Source organism: Candidatus Endowatersipora endosymbiont of Watersipora subatra (assembly GCF_964026585.1).
Classification (GTDB): domain Bacteria; phylum Pseudomonadota; class Alphaproteobacteria; order Rhizobiales; family Rhizobiaceae; genus Pseudahrensia.
The window spans coordinates 423,884-441,633 of the sequence record NZ_OZ032160.1 but is presented as its reverse complement, the minus strand read 5'-3'; the positions used below and the strand labels follow the sequence as shown (position 1 = coordinate 441,633).

General features: G+C 39.2%; 19 protein-coding genes and 2 tRNA genes. 3 read left to right on the top strand and 18 right to left on the bottom strand.

Features of this window, described 5'->3' with window-relative positions; all coding sequences use genetic code 11:
• The first annotated feature begins 268 nt into the window (after positions 1-268).
• Positions 269-1,528, top strand: coding sequence for an FAD-dependent monooxygenase (locus AAGD37_RS02090; protein WP_341760612.1), 1,260 nt, complete (start codon positions 269-271; stop codon positions 1,526-1,528).
• Positions 1,529-1,627: 99 nt separating this feature from the next.
• On the opposite strand, the gene AAGD37_RS02085 is transcribed toward AAGD37_RS02090, so the two are convergent.
• From AAGD37_RS02085 to AAGD37_RS02055, 7 genes are all read right to left on the bottom strand, one after another.
• Positions 1,628-1,704, bottom strand: a tRNA-Pro gene (locus AAGD37_RS02085).
• 179 nt (positions 1,705-1,883) lie between these two features.
• Positions 1,884-2,786 carry a protease modulator HflC gene (locus AAGD37_RS02080; protein ID WP_341760611.1) on the bottom strand — a complete coding sequence of 301 codons (903 nt, stop codon included), beginning with the start codon at positions 2,784-2,786 and terminating at the stop codon, positions 1,884-1,886.
• On the bottom strand, positions 2,786-3,883 hold the full coding sequence (hflK, locus tag AAGD37_RS02075; protein WP_341760610.1) for an FtsH protease activity modulator HflK: 1,098 nt from the start codon (positions 3,881-3,883) through the stop codon (positions 2,786-2,788). The genes AAGD37_RS02080 and hflK overlap by 1 nt, the downstream gene beginning before the upstream one ends.
• 149 nt (positions 3,884-4,032) lie before the next feature.
• The gene (locus AAGD37_RS02070; RefSeq protein WP_341760609.1) at positions 4,033-4,542 is read right to left on the bottom strand and encodes a dihydrofolate reductase; all 510 of its coding nucleotides are present in this window, start codon (positions 4,540-4,542) and stop codon (positions 4,033-4,035) included.
• A gap of 10 nt (positions 4,543-4,552) precedes the next feature.
• Positions 4,553-5,347, bottom strand: coding sequence for a thymidylate synthase (locus AAGD37_RS02065; protein WP_341760608.1), 795 nt, complete (start codon positions 5,345-5,347; stop codon positions 4,553-4,555).
• A 108-nt stretch (positions 5,348-5,455) separates the two neighbouring features.
• The gene (gene yidD, locus AAGD37_RS02060) at positions 5,456-5,761 is read right to left on the bottom strand and encodes a membrane protein insertion efficiency factor YidD (RefSeq protein WP_341760652.1); all 306 of its coding nucleotides are present in this window, start codon (positions 5,759-5,761) and stop codon (positions 5,456-5,458) included.
• Positions 5,762-5,776: 15 nt separating this feature from the next.
• On the bottom strand, positions 5,777-6,214 hold the full coding sequence (locus tag AAGD37_RS02055; RefSeq protein WP_341760607.1) for an iron-sulfur cluster assembly scaffold protein: 438 nt from the start codon (positions 6,212-6,214) through the stop codon (positions 5,777-5,779).
• A 265-nt stretch (positions 6,215-6,479) separates the two neighbouring features.
• On the opposite strand from AAGD37_RS02055, the gene folE reads away from it, so the two are divergent.
• Positions 6,480-7,148: a GTP cyclohydrolase I FolE gene (gene folE / locus AAGD37_RS02050; protein ID WP_341760606.1), complete on the top strand. Its 669-nt coding sequence runs from the start codon at positions 6,480-6,482 to the stop codon at positions 7,146-7,148.
• A 430-nt stretch (positions 7,149-7,578) separates the two neighbouring features.
• On the opposite strand, the gene AAGD37_RS02045 is transcribed toward folE, so the two are convergent.
• The 5 genes from AAGD37_RS02045 to plsX all read right to left on the bottom strand — a co-directional run bounded on the left by AAGD37_RS02045 (position 7,579) and on the right by plsX (position 10,576).
• Positions 7,579-7,655: transfer RNA gene (locus AAGD37_RS02045), tRNA-Pro, on the bottom strand.
• A gap of 30 nt (positions 7,656-7,685) precedes the next feature.
• Positions 7,686-8,132 carry a MerR family transcriptional regulator gene (locus AAGD37_RS02040; RefSeq protein ID WP_341760605.1) on the bottom strand — a complete coding sequence of 149 codons (447 nt, stop codon included), beginning with the start codon at positions 8,130-8,132 and terminating at the stop codon, positions 7,686-7,688.
• 34 nt (positions 8,133-8,166) lie between these two features.
• Positions 8,167-8,475 (bottom strand): integration host factor subunit alpha, encoded by a 309-nt coding sequence (locus AAGD37_RS02035; protein ID WP_341760604.1) that lies wholly within the window; start codon positions 8,473-8,475, stop codon positions 8,167-8,169.
• A 79-nt stretch (positions 8,476-8,554) separates the two neighbouring features.
• The gene (locus AAGD37_RS02030) at positions 8,555-9,526 is read right to left on the bottom strand and encodes a beta-ketoacyl-ACP synthase III (protein WP_341760603.1); all 972 of its coding nucleotides are present in this window, start codon (positions 9,524-9,526) and stop codon (positions 8,555-8,557) included.
• Positions 9,527-10,576 (bottom strand): phosphate acyltransferase PlsX, encoded by a 1,050-nt coding sequence (gene plsX / locus AAGD37_RS02025; RefSeq protein WP_341760602.1) that lies wholly within the window; start codon positions 10,574-10,576, stop codon positions 9,527-9,529. It abuts the gene before it with no gap.
• A 399-nt stretch (positions 10,577-10,975) separates the two neighbouring features.
• Here plsX and AAGD37_RS02020 point away from each other — a divergent pair, with 399 nt between their 5' ends.
• Positions 10,976-11,461 (top strand): outer membrane protein assembly factor BamE, encoded by a 486-nt coding sequence (locus AAGD37_RS02020; RefSeq protein WP_341760601.1) that lies wholly within the window; start codon positions 10,976-10,978, stop codon positions 11,459-11,461.
• A gap of 56 nt (positions 11,462-11,517) precedes the next feature.
• Here AAGD37_RS02020 and AAGD37_RS02015 read toward each other — a convergent pair whose 3' ends face one another.
• The 6 genes from AAGD37_RS02015 to ribD all read right to left on the bottom strand — a co-directional run bounded on the left by AAGD37_RS02015 (position 11,518) and on the right by ribD (position 17,726).
• Positions 11,518-13,668, bottom strand: a complete 2,151-nt coding sequence (locus tag AAGD37_RS02015) for a sodium-translocating pyrophosphatase (RefSeq protein ID WP_341760600.1) — start codon at positions 13,666-13,668, stop codon at positions 11,518-11,520.
• A gap of 380 nt (positions 13,669-14,048) precedes the next feature.
• Positions 14,049-14,957, bottom strand: a complete 909-nt coding sequence (gene thiL / locus AAGD37_RS02010; RefSeq protein ID WP_341760599.1) for a thiamine-phosphate kinase — start codon at positions 14,955-14,957, stop codon at positions 14,049-14,051.
• An 80-nt stretch (positions 14,958-15,037) separates the two neighbouring features.
• Positions 15,038-15,436, bottom strand: coding sequence for a transcription antitermination factor NusB (nusB, locus tag AAGD37_RS02005; RefSeq protein WP_341760651.1), 399 nt, complete (start codon positions 15,434-15,436; stop codon positions 15,038-15,040).
• A gap of 46 nt (positions 15,437-15,482) precedes the next feature.
• Entirely contained in the window at positions 15,483-15,932 is a 450-nt protein-coding gene (gene ribH, locus AAGD37_RS02000; RefSeq protein ID WP_341760598.1) for a 6,7-dimethyl-8-ribityllumazine synthase, read from the bottom strand.
• Between the two features lie 70 nt (positions 15,933-16,002).
• On the bottom strand, positions 16,003-16,632 hold the full coding sequence (locus AAGD37_RS01995) for a riboflavin synthase (RefSeq protein WP_341760597.1): 630 nt from the start codon (positions 16,630-16,632) through the stop codon (positions 16,003-16,005).
• Between the two features lie 2 nt (positions 16,633-16,634).
• Positions 16,635-17,726, bottom strand: a complete 1,092-nt coding sequence (gene ribD, locus AAGD37_RS01990) for a bifunctional diaminohydroxyphosphoribosylaminopyrimidine deaminase/5-amino-6-(5-phosphoribosylamino)uracil reductase RibD (RefSeq protein WP_341760596.1) — start codon at positions 17,724-17,726, stop codon at positions 16,635-16,637.
• Positions 17,727-17,750 lie beyond the last annotated feature (24 nt).

Here is a 17,750-nt window from a genome sequence, read left to right as displayed (position 1 = left end):
ATACTTAAACTCAATTAGGAATCATAATGTGGGAACTGGTATAAAAACTTCAAGCATCTTTTTAAGATCAACTGCGGTTTGTGTATCCTTGCAATATTTTATCCCTTTTCTACTTTTAAAGAAAATCGTATTGAATACATACATTAAAACTGTTGAATCGAAGATTATGATATATCATTTTTTCCTCAGAAATAGAGTCAACTTGATTACTGACCGAAAGATTGATAGGTTATGATGGTCTTTTACAGCTTTAAAATAGATTGAGCATGTGGATGAAATTGCAATCAATCATACCTTTCACTCAACTATGAGAAAATTCGATCCCCAATATTATGACATTGCAATAGTCGGAGGCGGCCTTATCGGTATAATTACTGCCCTCCGGATTGCCGATCTCTGCGAACAAAAAGATTGGAGAATGGTTTTTATTGCTCCCAAAAACGAACAGACAGATAATCGAACAACAGCGCTTTTTATGAAATCAATCAAGATGATTGACAAGTTAGGTGTTTGGGAAGCTTGTCACTCTCACTCTTCGCCTTTAAAAATCATCCGTATAATTGATGATAGATCACGACTGATAAAAACACCTATTATTGAGTTCAATGCAAAAGAAATGAATCAAGAAGCTTTTGGATATAACATACCGAATTCCATTTTTTTGAAAGCTCTAAATAATCAATTGTCTCTCTATAAGAAGCTCTATAAAAAGAGTTTTCAATCTATTGATGAGCCTCTCATTGGCGCAGAATCAACAAGAAAAAGCATGATGCTGACTCTTAAAAATAGGAATAGAATTAATGCACGTTTTGTTATAGCGGTCGATGGGAGGCGTTCTCTTTTACGAGCAGTTTCTAATATTGATTGTCATGAATGGCAATATGAACAAACTGCCCTGACATTCTCGTTTCAACATGAGCTACCACATAATTTTGTTTCCAACGAGTTCCATACAAAAAGTGGACCAATAACCCAGGTACCACTACCAAAGAATCATACCTCGCATCACCGTTCTTCTCTAGTTTGGGTTACCAAACCAGATAGAGCCTACCAATTAAAGGCTTTATCCCATATCACTCTTTCTAGAAATCTAGAAATTGCGCTGCATTCTATACTTGGCAAGGTTGTCATCGAAGAACCGATTCAGAGTTATCCAATTTTAGGAATGACTGTTAAAAGCTTTGGCTCTAACCGTGTTGCTCTAGCAGGAGAGGCTGCGCATGTTCTTCCTCCTATTGGAGCACAAGGTCTCAATCTTGGGTTACGCGATATTGACGACCTCACATCAGCTATTAAAACTACCACAGTAGGAGATTTTTTAAACATCAAAAACGTGATTCAGACCTATAACAAGGCCCGTAAAGTTGATGCATCTTTAACGACTTCTTGTATCGATATTCTCAACCGTTCATTGCTCAATAATTCATTGCTAGTTCAGTTAACACGTGTATTGACACTGTCTTTAGCTCAAGAAAGCTCAATACTGAGACGATTCTTGATGCATTACGGCATGGGAAACAGATGTTAAATAAAATAGAAAGAAACTGATTCCTAAATATCTTATAGAAAGTCCTGATCTTTAAGTATCTAACTAGATCACGTTTTTAAAAGTGATTGGTCAGTGCAGTGGTCGGGGCAGCAAGATTCGAACTTGCGACCCCCTGGTCCCAAACCAGGTGCGCTACCATACTGCGCCATGCCCCGCTATCATAAAAAACTCCCATTTCATTCTTAACAAGAGAGTATGCAGAGTCAATATAGTCAGGAGAAAAGAATACAAATACACCTAAGGATGATTAGCGATGAAAGCATTGTACAAAGTTATCAACAATCCTTTCACTAATTATAAATAAAAAACTAGAAGAACGTTTCTCCTAAAACTTCTATTGTTGAGATTTCTGATTAGATTCTTCATGAGAATCTTTAAAGAATCGAAAGAATTCTGAATTGGGTGACAATAAGAATGTTGTATTTGAACTTTGCAACGCTGTTCGGTAGGCTGCCATCGAACGGTAAAACTCAAAGAATTCAGGATCTTTATTGAAGGCGTTAGCGAAAATAGAATTTCGTTCTCCCTCTCCCTGGCCTCTTAAAATCTCAGCTTCTCGCTGTGCTTCTGCTTTAATTTCAACGACCTGACGGTCAGCTTCTGCAGTAATCCGTCGAGCTGCTTCTTGGCCGCGGGCACGAAGACGTTCAGATTCTGCATAACGTTCAGCTTTCATACGCTCATAGGTTTGGGCTGAGACTTCTCTTGTTAAATCTGTTCGTCGAATTCTAACATCCACAATTCGAATACCGAGATTATCAGCTTCTGGCCTTATTTGAGATCGAACTTCAGACATCATAGCAGTCCTTTCTTTTGACAAAGCTGATTCGAAACCGCGCAAACCATAAGTCTTACGAAGAGCTGCATCCAGACGTGTCCTTAAACGAGATTCTGCTGAGCTTATAGAGGCAGAGACTTGCTCTCTAAACCGACGTGGATCTGAAATCTTGTAAGTCATAAAAGCATCAACCTCGTAGAACTTACCGCCGGAAACCTGAACACGAATATCATCAAGATCAAATCTGAGCAAACGGTCCTCAACGATCTGGATTGAATCAAGACCCATAACAGAAAAGGGAAGCTTGAAAAATAATCCCGGTTTTTTTTGAACACGCTTAATTTCCCCAAACCGCAAAACGATGGCTTGTTCGCGTTCGCTGACAACAAACACAGACCCCCAAAACAACAAGGCCATCAATCCTATGATTCCCAGAAACAACGCTGAGCGATTACTCATTAATCCGAACCTTTCGACTGTTTTCTGATTTCAGGTAGTGGTAAATAAGGAATAACACCTGTTTCCTTATTCTCTATGATCACTTTATTGGAGCCAGCTAAAACAGACTCCATTGTTTCGAGAAAAAGGCGTTTGCGTGTCACTTCTGGTGATAGAGCATATTGCTCATAAACAGATAGAAAACGATCTGCCTCACCCTTTGCTTCTTCCACAACACGGTTCTTATAAGCTGCTGCATCTTCTCTGATTTGCGCTCCTTCACCACGAGCGATACCAAGCTCTTTATTTCGGTATTGATTCGCCTTTTCCTGAAACTCATCTTCGTTTTGTTCAGCGCGTTGAACTTCATCAAAAGCGTCAGCAACTTCGGAAGGGGGAGCAACATCTTCAATGTTAAGAGCACGGATTGTGATACCTGCGCTATAATCATCTAGTTTTTCTTGAAGAATGGCACGAACAGACTCTGATATTCCCTGACGATCGTCACGGAAAATATCCTGTGCAGGACGGCGTCCGACAATTTCACGCATCGCACTCTCAGCAACGTCTTCTAACATTCCCTCTGGATCGTTGACATTAAACAGAAACGCTTTGGGATCATAAACAGAATACAAAACAGAAAATGCGACATCAACTATGTTTTGATCACCTGATAACATCAATCCTTGTCGTGAACGGCCAGTCGATCCGATATTAACTTGGCGTTCAACGATTTTCACTTTTTCGGCATACTCGATTGGCCAGAATGCAAAGTGTAAGCCAGCCTCATTGACACTATCACGAGGCTTTCCAAAAACTGTCTCAACAGCCACTTCATCTGCTTCTACCTGATAGGAGGAGTATAAAATATAAACTCCAAGGATGATTGTGAGAAAAAAAATAAAAGCCAAAAGCGAAAACTGACCACCAGATCCACCACCGCCTAATATCATTCTTTTTAAATTCTTCTGCCAGCGCCCTAATATTTCTTCTAAATTAGGATGTTGACTCTCACCAGCAGGTTGGTCTCCTCGTGGAGACGGTCCCCAAGGTCCGCCATAATCACGGGCAAAAACACCATTTTTCTGTCCCGCGCTGGTCTGATGATTGAGGGGCATCTATTGTCCTTGTTTTGGAGTTAGGGCAAGGCATTTTATGCAAAGCCCTTTGAATCAATGATTTATTTTATAGAGTTTATCACTCTTGCTTTCAATAATGATTATTTCAATTGCTTTTAAAACTTGTGATTGAACCCTCTTACTGATGGTTAACAGCGCTGATAAACACAATGTTCAGTTCCAGCAGTGTCAAGATTACTCTTTGGAAGGGCCTGATAGGAAACTTCACGCCATATCTCTTTATCCATATGGGGAAACATGGTATCTCCAACTGGTTCCGCATCAACTTTTGTGAGATACAAAATGTTTGCATATTCCATTGCTTGATGATAGATATCGCCTCCTCCTGCAATTGAAATTGAATTTCTACCTGTTCTTTTTGCAATAGATTTAGCTGTCTCAATTGCTTTTTCCAGCGATGTAACTGTTAACACTCCCTTATAATACCATCTTGTATTACGAGTAACGACTAAAGTTGTTCGTCCAGGAAGAATTGAATTAATAGATTCAAAAGTTTTACGTCCCATAATCATCGGCTTTCCAATAGTTAGCTGTTTGAAAACCTTTAGATCAGAAGATAAACGCCAGGGCATAGACCCGTTTGCACCAATCACCCCATTTTTTGCAACAGCAGCAACTATAGCAATATCAATATTCATCGATCCCTTCCTATACAGCTACAGGTGCCTTGATATGAAAATCAGGTGTGTAGTTACGGATTTCAAAATCTTCATATTCAAAGGAAAAAAGATCTTTAATATCACGCTTGATATAAAGTGAAGGCAATTGTCTTGGTTGTCTACTTAATTGCTCATTTGCTTGTCTGAAATGGTTGGAATACAAATGCGCATCGCCCAATGTATGGATAAAGTTTCCTGGTTTTAAGTCACATACTTGGCTAAGAATAAGTGTTAACAAAGCATAGGAGGCTATATTAAACGGAACACCTAGAAAAATGTCACCTGACCGTTGATAAAGCTGACAAGATAAATGTCCATCCATTACATAAAATTGAAACAGACAATGGCAAGGTGGAATTGCCATTTCATCTATCATATCAGGATTCCATGATGATACAATTAGGCGACGAGAATTGGGTTGAGAGCGAATTTTTTCAACGAGATTGCTCATCTGATCAACTGTTCTGCCTGATGGTGTTGGCCAACTTCGCCATTGAACACCATAAATGGGACCTAATTCACCGTTTTCGTTAGCCCATTCATCCCAAATAGAAACGCCATTTTCATTCAGAAAATTAATATTAGAGTCCCCTTTTAGAAACCATAATAATTCATAGATCACGCTCCTTAAATTTAGTTTTTTTGTTGTCAAAGCAGGAAAACCATGAGTGAGATCAAATCTCATCTGATAGCCAAAGATTGAACGAGTTCCAACTCCTGTTCGATCTTGTCGATCATTCCCTTTCAAGAGAACAGTTTTCATAAGATCAAGATATTGGCGCATTTATACGATGATATTTTCTTCTTTAAAGAATCAACATAAGAAAAGTACATTAAAAATCTCAAACTGTCTCTTCATCAATTAAAATTTATATTAGCTCTTTCAAACATATCATTGTGTTAATTTATCCTCAGGAACAGGGTCATATCTCGTTTTCCAGTTGATTGAATAACAAGGATTACATCGAAAAACTCTTTTGATAGAGAGCATACTACCATAAACCAAACCATGTCTTGCAATCGCTTCATATCCATATTCTGAGCATGTAGGAATAAAGCGACATGAATTCCCGATAAAACTACTAAGTGTTAGCTGATATAAACGCACAACAGCAACGCCCAATACTCGTCCTAGCGTTTTTCGCCATGGTCCACGATAGTTACGTGTATATTGTTCACATCCCTTCAAGACAATAATATTCCTTGTTTAAAATCAACCTTTATGAGAGAGAGCCTGTTGTAGCGCTTCAATAGTCGCATCAAAAACTAACAAAACGGAAGGATGGCGTACAGGATAATCACGAACTGGCTCTAAAAATTTAAAATCGCAGAACTTGCCTTCTGGTAGAATACCATTTTTTTGGAGCATGGAATCCATTTTCTTACGAAGAGAAATCAAATCATCAAGAGATGAGTCAACGACACAAAAAGAAAAAATAGAAGCGGATGCCTTCCCCAAAGCACAGGCTTTTACATCATGAGCATAGTCGGAGACTAAACCATTATCGACTTTAATTTGAACAGAAACAGTTGAACCACAAAGCTTTGAGTGTGCTCTGCCTATGCCATCTGGAAACTCTAGTTTTCGTGAACAGTTGATTTTTCTAGCATATTCAAGTATTTTTGTATTGTAAACTGAACTGATGCTCATTCATTCTCAATATGAAAATTTTATTTTATGATTTTAGCATAGTAATTTGTTATTAGCAAGCTATTTTCAATTCTTGTTTATACTATATACTAGAAGTTCTGGGCTTATCTTAACATCACGATAGAAATTAGTCATTATAATGGGAACTCTGTAGCCTAAAAACCCAAGCTTATAAGCAGCTCTAAATATTCAGCGTGCCTTTTATGTGGAATTCAACTTGATATGGATCTCCGTAATTAAGAAGATGCTTAAGCAGGAGTTTTCCATGGATCAAATAGTGAACAAAAAAAAGAGTATTGCGAGAACAAGCATCAGTGATACGTTAAAACAACAAATCCAACCAAGTCCAAGTCGTGAACAAGTGGAAGAAGCTATTCGTACTTTGTTATTATGGACAGGTGATAATCCACAACGCGAAGGCTTAAAAGATACTCCAGCCCGTGTTGCGAAAGCCTATACTGAACTCTTTTCAGGATATAAAGAAAATCCAGATACGATTCTAGATCGCACGTTTGAAGAAGTGGCTAATTATGATAGTATTATTATTATGCGTGATATTAGCTTTTTCTCGCATTGTGAACACCATATGGTTCCGATAATTGGTAAGGCCCACGTTGCCTATCTACCAGATGGTCGTGTTCTTGGCCTATCAAAGATAGCGAGAGTGATTGATATCTATGCTAAAAGACTTCAGACTCAGGAAGGTATGACAGCCCAGATCGCTTATAAAATCCAGGAAGTTTTAAAACCACGTGGTGTTGCCGTCATGCTTGAAGCCGAACATATGTGTATGGCTATGCGAGGCATTCGCAAAAAAGGATCAACCACATTGACAACAACATTTACAGGCGGGTTTAAAGATAATCGACAAGAACAACTCAATTTTATTGCTCAACTCAACAGAACCTCTTCCCCAGAGAACGAAATTAAATGATACATGATCTTAATATACCATCTTACATGCTCATTTTTGTTTCGATAAGGATAAATGTGGATGATGGATTAATTTTTGTGAAAAAAGTGAGCGATTGTAACCCTTTAATGATAGCTTTTATGAGTTAATAATATTTACGATTGACACTAGAAACACGAGATGTTTATTTCTCTAATCAATCTCAGAAATCGCTATGGCATAACATTTGTCAATCTATTAGCTGTCCATGATGACTCTGATCAAAACAGTAAACAACAATCAAAGGATATGCATCGGCTTGCCATAAAGGGGGTAAATCTTGATTTTATCAAAAATTATCAACAGATAAAAAACACTTTTTAGCTAATAGTACAAGATAATTTAAAACTATTTTATTCCTTCCAAGAGAGCCGTCGCTTAATCTTAACTCATCTCATCCTTTGATGAAGGATGGTCGGAGTAGTAGGATTTGAACCTACGACCCCACGCCCCCCAGGCGTGTGCGCTACCAGGCTGCGCCATACTCCGAAAAATGATCTTACCGTTTAAAAACGGTATTTATCGTGTCCGATCTAACAAGTGTTTACACTCAAGTAATTCAGTAAGGGCAGAATGTAATGTTTCTTTGACGAAATTATCCTCTTTGTTTAGCGATTCATTTTCTACTATCTCAGAGACTCGCATAGCTTGTTTTTCAGGTGGCATGGAATCTGATATGATCAGATCATTATTCTGAAATATAGAAAGAACAAAGCTCTCACCTCGTTCTCTGAAAATCCTTTGAACGGCTTTGATTGTGTAACCCTCAAAATATAAAAGATACCGAATGCCTTTGAGTAACTCAACATCAATAGGACGGTAATAACGACGTCCACCAGCTCGCTTCATCGGTTTAATCTGATGAAATCGTGTTTCCCAAAATCGTAAAATATGCTGAGGAAGATCAAGAGATCTGGCAACTTCAGAAATTGTCAGAAACGCTTCAGAGTCTTTAGTTAGATGCATGAACTCAATCATCCTGAAATTGTTAAATTAATAATTATAGCTTAGACTTATTCTTTGTATCGACTAGCTCTTTTAGTATCGTAGATGGCTTAAAGACCATCACACGCCTTGGGGTAATAGAAACTTCCTGACCCGTTTTGGGGTTACGACCAATCCTTTCATTTTTTGATCGAATAAAGAATGTTCCGAATGAAGACAATTTAATTGATTCACCACGCTCAGCCGCTTTGCAAATTTCTTCAATGACGCATTCAACTAAATCAGCCGATTCTGAGCGAGATAAGCCAAATTTATTGTAAACAGATTCAAACAATCCAGAACGAGTTAAAGTCTTAGATTTCATCTTTTTCTCCCAAACAGCGATACATAGAAGATACGCTTCGCTGCCAGTTTACAAACTACTTTAACATCAACTTATCATTTTACCAACGCACTATAAGTGCACCCCAAGTAAACCCTCCTCCCATCGCTTCGATCAAAACTAAATCACCCTTCTTCAATCGTCCATCTTTACGAGCAACATCAATAGCTAAAGGGATAGAGGCGGAAGATGTATTTCCATGTTGATTAACAGTGATCACAACTTTTTTTGAATCAATATTCAGCATCTTAGCAGAGGCATCAATAATACGTTTGTTGGCCTGATGAGGAATAAACCAGTCGATAGAATCAGAATCTAATCCTGTCGCTTCAAAAGCTGACTCGACAACATCACGAATCATTCCTATAGCATGTTTAAAGACTTCACGACCCTGCATACGTAAATGGCCCACAGTCCCTGTCGTTGAGGGACCCCCATCAACATAAAGTTTTCCTTTATGAGAACCATCTGAGCGCAAATGATTGGTAAGAATACCGCGATCATCCATCATCCCATTACACTCTTGAGCTTCTAAGATAATAGCACCAGCACCATCACCAAATAAAACACATGTAGTGCGATCCTGCCAATCTAGAATACGTGAAAAAGTTTCAGCGCCAATCACAAGTATGCGTTTGGCTTGACCAGATTTAATATAAGTATCTGCAGTAGTCATAGCAAAAACAAATCCTGTGCAGACAGCCTGCAGATCAAAAGCTGCACCATGTTTCATACCAAGACGGTTCTGTATCTCAACAGAAGTAGCAGGAAATGTATTATTAGGGGTTGATGTTGCTAAAATAATAAGATCAATGTCATCAGGAATCAATCCACAATCCTTGAGGGCTAAACGAGCAGCACGCTCTCCAAGAGAGGCCGTTGTTTCACAACTATCAGCAATATAACGTTGTTCAATACCCGTACGTTGAACAATCCATTCGTCGCTTGTCTCCATCTTTTGCGCTAATTGATCGTTTGTAACAGAGTGTTTAGGCGTTGCGGCTCCTGCACCTAATACGACTGAGCGTATCATTCAGATTGCCTTTTGCGGTTCAATTACATCAAATTTTGCTTGATCCAAATCATAAGCAATTTTTTTCTGTAATTGATTCGCTGCCATGTTACGCCCAACATCAATAGCGCTGGCAATACCTTCAGAGTCTGTACCACCATGACTTTTTATAACTATCCCATTAAGCCCCAAAAAAACACCTCCATTCATCTTACGTGGATCCATTTTTGTTTGAAGTTTCTGAAAAGCTGATTTTACGAAAAAAGAGCCTATTTTTAAAACTAGGGTTCGAGACATCTCATGATAAAGATTTTGCCTAAATTGACGTGCAGTTCCTTCAGCACTTTTTAAAGCAATATTTCCTGTAAACCCTTCAGTGACTATTACATCAGCAATGCCTTGTCCTAAATCATTGCCTTCAACAAAACCAACATATCGTAAACTAGACAAATTGTTTTTTTTAAGCTTTCGTCCTGCTTCACGAATCTCTTCTAGACCCTTCATTTCTTCAGAACCAATGTTCAGTAGTGCAACAGTGGGTTCATCATGAGAGAACAAAGAACGAGACATGGCACTCCCCATTAAAGCATAATCTACTAATTGATCAGAATCAGCACCAATATTGGCACCTACATCTAGTACAATACTCTCACCGTAGAGGTGTGGCCATACTGCAGCCAATGCAGGACGTTCAACACCTGGCATCATCCGCAGACAAAATTTTGACATTGCCATCAATGCTCCAGTATTGCCAGCTGATACCATGACCGCAGCCCGTGTTTCTTTGACGTCTTCCAATGCATTCCACATGCTAGAACGCCATCTACCGCGACGCAATGCTTGACTGGGTTTGTCAGTCATCGCTATTGAAACATCACAAGGTTTAAAATCGGATTTAGATTGTAAATTTTCAAATTTATTAAGTTCTGGTAATACCTGATCAGGTTCCCCATGAAGAATGTATCTAATTTCAGGATAGCGTTTGCATGAAAGGTCAGCTCCCTCTAATACAGTTGATGGGCCGTGATCTCCTCCCATCACATCCAGTGCTATCTTGATTTCTTGTGTCATATGATAGCGTTGGATTTCCTTTTATCTTTGGCCTAAAGGGCTACTGAACAACCCATCATGATTTCAACCTCGTCACTTAAATATAAAAAAGATCTTCTTAGCGAGGAAAAACATGACAAGCCTCATCATTTTCAATTTTATCTAAATCTAAAACCGTAAGGAGACGAAGACATCTCCGATAAAATCTTGCTGTTATTTTATTTAAAACTCCGCGTTTACCAATCCAGCTCCAGGTCAAATCAATTGATTGACACATTGAAAATAGAATTATTTTACGTTAATTTTCAAATAAAAAAAGCATAATTGTAGAAAATTTATATGATCTCATCAAGAAAGTAGATATTATCTACTAAATTCATCTTGGTTTTGTTTGAATAAGTCATAAAAAGAAAATTTTATATGCGAGAGCCTCTTTGTAAAAAAGATCTGAGAAGGTTGATAGCTGCAACATTCATTGCTGCCCCATTGATCCTTTCTGCCTGTCATAGCCCTCAAATGTTCTTTCATGGCTACCAACTAAACGGAGAAAGACTAGCACTTGTTCTAACAGGCTCATCCCGTGATCAAGTTTTGCTGTTGCTTGGTACACCCTCTCATACGATTCTCCAACCGGACAAAACCGAAACATTTTACTATATTATCCAAAAGAAAAAACAACAATTTTCTTTTCAGCGTCCACGACTCGTTGATCAAAAAGTCATCGCTATCTCTTTTACCAAAGGAGAAACTGTTAGGAAGATTGCTCATTATGGTCTCAAAGATGGAATAATTTTTGATTTTATAAGGCAGAAGACCCCGATAGAAGGGAATGATCTAAGATTCATCAATCGATTGCTCCACTCAAGAGAAGAGATCAGAAAACCAATGACTCTAATAAATGGTTGAATCGTATCAAAAAAAAGACCCCCACAGTTTTAAACCCTGTGGAGATCTAAAGTGAATTAGTGAGATAGAGCAACCAAAAGAAGTAAAGCTACAATATTGGTGATCTTAATCATCGGATTAATAGCAGGACCAGCTGTATCTTTATAAGGATCACCTACCGTATCACCTGTAACAGAGGCTTTATGAGCCTCACTACCCTTTCCATGCTTCACACCATTATTGTCTATAAAGCCATCTTCAAAAGATTTTTTGGCATTATCCCAAGCACCACCACCAGCTGTCATTGAAACTGCAACATAAAAACCAGTCACAATGACACCCAAGAGCATAGCGCCCAAGGCAGCAAATGCATTTGCAGGACTAGAGATGAAGCAAACAAAATAAAAGACTAAAATAGGGGATAGAACTGGTAGAAGGGAAGGAAGAATCATTTCTCTTATAGCTGATCTTGTTAGCATATCAACAGCACGTGCATAATCTGGCCTTGATAGCCCCTTCATAATACCAGGATCAGATTTAAATTGCCGACGGACTTCTTCAACGACAGCACCGCCAGCTCTTCCTACAGCAGTCATTGAAATACCACCAAAAAGGTATGGTAATAACCCGCCAAAGAGTAACCCAGACACTACATAAGGATTAGATAAATCGAATAAAGTATCAGCATTAATCCCGAAAAAAACTGAATTCTCCTCAGCTTGTAAAGAGAAGAATTTCAAATCTTCTGTGTAAGCACTAAAAAGAACCAAAGCTCCAAGACCGGCTGAACAAATTGCATAGCCTTTAGTCACTGCTTTTGTCGTATTTCCGACAGCATCTAGTGCGTCTGTCGTTGATCTTACTTTGTGAGGTAATTCAGCCATCTCAGCAATTCCACCAGCATTATCAGTAACAGGACCAAATGCATCCAATGCTACAACAAAACCAGCCAGTGCTAACATTGCAGTGACAGTGATGGCTATACCAAAGAGACCCGCGAGACTATAAGTCGTTAAAATTCCAGCAATTATAATAATGGCAGGCAAAGCAGTTGCTTCAAGTGAAATAGCCAAGCCTTGAATAACATTTGTACCATGACCCGTTAAAGATGCCTGAGCAATCGAACGAACAGGTCGGTAGCCAATACCGGTATAATACTCTGTAACCCATATGATCAAGCCTGTAATAATTAGTCCAGAAGTCATACACCAGAACAAATCAGAAGACGTAAAAGTCATACCGTTTACCATAGTGAACTCTTCTGATCCACCTATCCATCCAAATACGATGTATGCAAAGGCTAAAAAGGATAGAATCGCACAAGCGATAAACCCTTTATACAAAGCACCCATGACTGAATTGTTATCACCAAGACGAACAAAAAATGTTCCAATAATTGAAGTGATCACACACACAGCTCCTATAATAAGCGGTAGAGTCATCATCATACGTGCAGTTTCACCAACAAAGGAAATAGAAGCCAGAACCATTGTGGCAACAACGGTCACAACATAAGTTTCAAACAAATCGGCTGCCATACCAGCACAATCACCAACATTGTCACCAACATTATCAGCGATAGTTGCAGGATTTCGAGGATCATCTTCAGGGATACCGGATTCAACTTTACCAACAAGATCACCTCCAACATCAGCACCCTTGGTAAAAATGCCGCCGCCAAGACGAGCAAAAATTGAAATCAGAGAAGCACCAAAGCCAAGAGCAACCAATCCATTAATAACAGTACGGTCACCTTCTGGTCCCCCTACAAGATATCCCATCGGCCCAACAAGGATATAATAATATACTGTTACTCCAAGTAGCGAGAGACCAGCAACCAAGAGTCCGGTAATAGCACCAGACTTGAAAGCGATTTCTAATCCTGAACCAAGACTGATCGATGCAGCCTGAGCGGTTCGAACATTGGCACGCACAGAAACAAGCATACCAATAAATCCAGCAAGTCCTGAAAGCAAAGCACCAATCAAAAAGCCAAAAGCTGGTATAGCGCTTAGTAGGAGCCAAGCAATTATAAAAACTACTGTGCCAACTATTGCAATCGTCATATATTGGCGCACAAGATAAGCCTGTGCTCCTTCTTGAATAGCGCTAGCAATTTCTTGCATGCGCTCACTGCCGGAATCAGAACTTATAACCGACCTTCCAGCCCAGATAGCATAGATAATCGAGAGCAATCCACAAAAGATAGCAAGATAAAGAGGTTGCATATTCTCAAATCCTCGTGAAACTATTAGCTCTGTTATCCCGCTTCGTTATTTGGCCGGGTAGCGCAGAGCGATTGAAAAAAATAGCACGGCACGGAAGCTACAAAGTGCTACATGATGCTTGCGATCAACAGTTAGACAGAAAGTTCTAAAAATCAAGACATCAATGAGATTCATACATTATTTCTTATCAGAATCGAATCTCGTCCTTCAATTCCGGCCTCATTCGTTTCAAAAAAACTGAACGAAAGCGATCAAATTCGATGAACAGAAATCTTTTAAGAGTTGATGAAAAACAAGGATTAGGCTTGTACTTTGGGGGAACTCTTTAATCATATCAACTCTGTTGTATAACGCTAAGCTAATGACTGGATTAATATTAATTAGAAGTGCTTGTAAGATTGAAGAGATATTGAAATGGGTACGCCTTCACTCATCAGTAGAAAGGATCCTGGTGTCCCTTCTATTATTTCACCAATCGAAGTAACATCAACTCCCATTTCCTGAGCTTCTCTCCTGCAAAGATCAACATCACGATGATTAATACAAAATAAAGTCTGATAGTCATCGCCTCCCCCACAAATAGTATTCCAAAACTCATGATCATCTTCAATAACACGCTGAGCACTTTTTGATAAAGGAATACGGTCACGATCAATTCGAGCTAAAACACCCGAATTTACTGCAAGTTTACTACAATCTCCAATCAAGCCATCAGAAATATCTATTGAAGCGGTTGCAAAACGGTTCACGATTGAATTCACAGAAAACGGAGGCCTTGGCAACCGGTAACGATCGAGAAGAAAAGCATCATCAGAAACAGAAATTGATAATTCTCCTAGAGCCACTTTCAGACCTAATGCCGCATCACCAACTGTACCGGTAATCATGATCAAATCTCCTACCATAGCACCTGAACGAGTAACATAACGCTCTTCTTTTAAAGGGGTACCAAACATGGTTATAGAAACGCATAAACCACCTGGTGAACGATAGGTATCTCCCCCTGTGAGCGAGAGATTATAACGCTTATGATCAGCCTCTAAACCTTGAGCAAATTTCATTATGTCTTCCTCTTCCCAGTAATCAGGAACTCCCAGTGCCATTGAATACAAAATAGGTTTTGCACCTTTGGCAATAAGATCCGAGATATTTACTCTTAGGGATTTTTTTGCAATCATGGAAACAGGATCTGATCTGAAAAAATGAATACCTTCGTTGAGAGCATCTTGCGTCAGAATAAGATGGTGATTCTTTGGATCAAAAGTTAAAAAAGCTGCATCATCGGTCAAATAAAAACTTCCTTCATTGGACAGAGGAGCGAAGTATTTATTAATCCATGAGAATTCACCGTTCATGTTGAATATGAACCTTAATTATCCAACTCATAACCACGAATTGGCCTAGCTACTCGATCCAATATACCATTGATAACTTTGGGTTCATCACCGTCAAAAAACGCTTTTGCAACTTCTACGTATTCTACGATAACAACTTTGGCCACTACATCTTTCTTTTTGATCAGCTCGAAGACACCAGCCCTCAGTATAGCACGCATAGTCGAATCAATTCTTGAAAGCGGCCATTCATTACTAAGGGCATTGTTAATGACAGGATCAATCGTTTTTTGACCTTTAACAACACCAGATAACAGATAACGGAACCAACTAGCATCAGCCTCTAAATATGTATTACCATCTAATTCTTGCCCCAAACGAAAATTTTCATATTCTTCTATAGTTGCTTTGAGACCTGTGCCAGCAATGTCCATCTGGTATAAAGCCTGAACTGCGGATAAACGGGCAATACTTCTTTTGTTAGCTTGTTTCAACAAGGAACCGATCACGCAATTTGATCATATCCAAAACAACATGCGCCGCAGAACCGCCTTTATTTTTTCTTTTAGTCGATGCACGGGCAAAAGCCTGATTCTCATTTTCAACTGTCTGGATTCCATTACCTAGAGCAATACATTTAGAAGTTGTGAGATGAACGATTGCACGAGCTGATTCAAAAGCAACAATATCATAATGAGAAGTTTCCCCCCGCACAACACAGCCTAGTGTTATAAACCCATCATAATGAGTCCCACACCGCTGCATGCCAGTTAAGGCCATTGAAAGAGTAGGAGGAATCTCTAAAACACCTGGAACCGAAACTGATTCCCATGTTGCCTCAGAAGCCTTAAGAACCTGCTGCGCTCCGTCCAGCAACAATTTTGATATTTCTGGATAATAGATAGCATTAACAATTAAAATATGGGACATGATAAAGAATCAATGAAAATTGAAAGATTAGATGAGAAAACATGTAACCTGTTGAAAAGCAAGAAAAATATTAATCACTTTCTCTTGGTAGAGAAAGTGATGATAATCCTATTAGTCGTTCTAGATATCGTGCTATCACATCAACTTCCACATTTATCATATGACCGATATCAAGCTTTCCCCAGGTTGTAATTTTTTGAGTATACGGAATTATGAGAACATTCAATTGGTTTCTATAAACAGAATTTATAGTTAGTGATACTCCATTTAGGCATATAGACCCTTTAAGGGCTATAAAGCTTGATAACTCAGCTGGTGTCTCAATTGTATAGCAAATTGAGCTTCCTTTCTCCTTGAGATCGACAATCTTCGCTATACCGTCTATATGACCTAAAACAATATGACCACCAACTTCATCACCGATTCTTAAAGGTCGTTCTAGATTCACCTCATGACCTTTTTGCCATGAACCACAAGTTGTAAGGCGTAATGTCTCCTCCCATGCTTCCACTTCATACCATTGATCATGATCAGAGATTGATTTATCAACTACAGTTAAGCAGACTCCATCATGAGCAATTGATGCGCCAATGTTGATAGTGGACGATAAATAATGGCTTGAAATGCGAAAAAGCTTCCCTTTCGGAAGAAGTACAACAGATTCAACGAGACCAATCTCCGTAATAATACCATTAAACATAACTAAGCTCTGAAAAATTGAGTCAGGCGATCGTCACCAAGATTCAAAGAGCGTCTCAACTGAAATTTTTTCGATATCTTCTTTTGTGTCAAAGGAGAAGGAATATCTCCTTCTTTCAAAGATTTTTTGCTTGTAAATAATGCAATTTCATCGACTAAATCAGCTTTCAAAAATGATTCAGCTACTTGAGCACCTCCCTCAACCATTAAGCTAGAAACTCCCTGAGCAGCAATATCTTCAAGAACCTCAAAAAGAGCAAGACCATCTTCAATAATTTCGGCAGATATTGTCCTAACACCAGAATAATAAAGTCTGTTAGACAAAACATATTTCCATGATGTAATTAAGGTTACAGGAACTGTGCAAGCCGTTCGCACCAACTGACTTCCAACGGGCAAGCGCCCCTTCTGATCCAAAACAAATCTGCGAGGAGAGCGATTCCTAAGACCAGGCAAACGGCATGTCAATAAAGGATCATCTGCTTCAACAGTTCCTCGTCCTACTAAAATAGAATCAGTCTCTGCTCTCATACGATGTCCATAATAGCGAGCCAATCTACCAGTGATAAGGATCTCCTTACCCTTGATTCCAAGCCAACCATCTGAAGATACAGCTAGTTTAAGTACAACATGTGGCCTGCGCTTTAACTGACGAGAAAAATATCCGCTGAGATCTTCTGAGGCATTTTTTCTGAAAAGTCCGGTTTGAGTTACGATACCAGCATCTTGTAGCATCTTGTGACCCCTTCCATTTACACGCTCATCAGGGTCAGAACAAGCTGTAACAACCCGACTTACACCTGCATGAATCAAAGCCTGGGCACAAGGCGGAGTAGATGCATGATGAGCACATGGTTCAAGGGTAACATAGGCGGTTGAACCAATAGCTAACTCCCCAGCGCAATCAATTGCGATGCGCTCTGCATGAGGTCGTCCACCGATTGCTGTCACTCCTCGACCAACAATCCTTGGTCCATCAGTTCCAAAGTGAACCAAAAGAGTTCCTACAGATGGATTAGAGGCTGTTAAGCCCCGATGGCGACGAGCGTAGCGTAAACAGGCTGCCATCAATTTATGATCATAATCATAATTCATATTTCTTACAGAGACGAACCATCA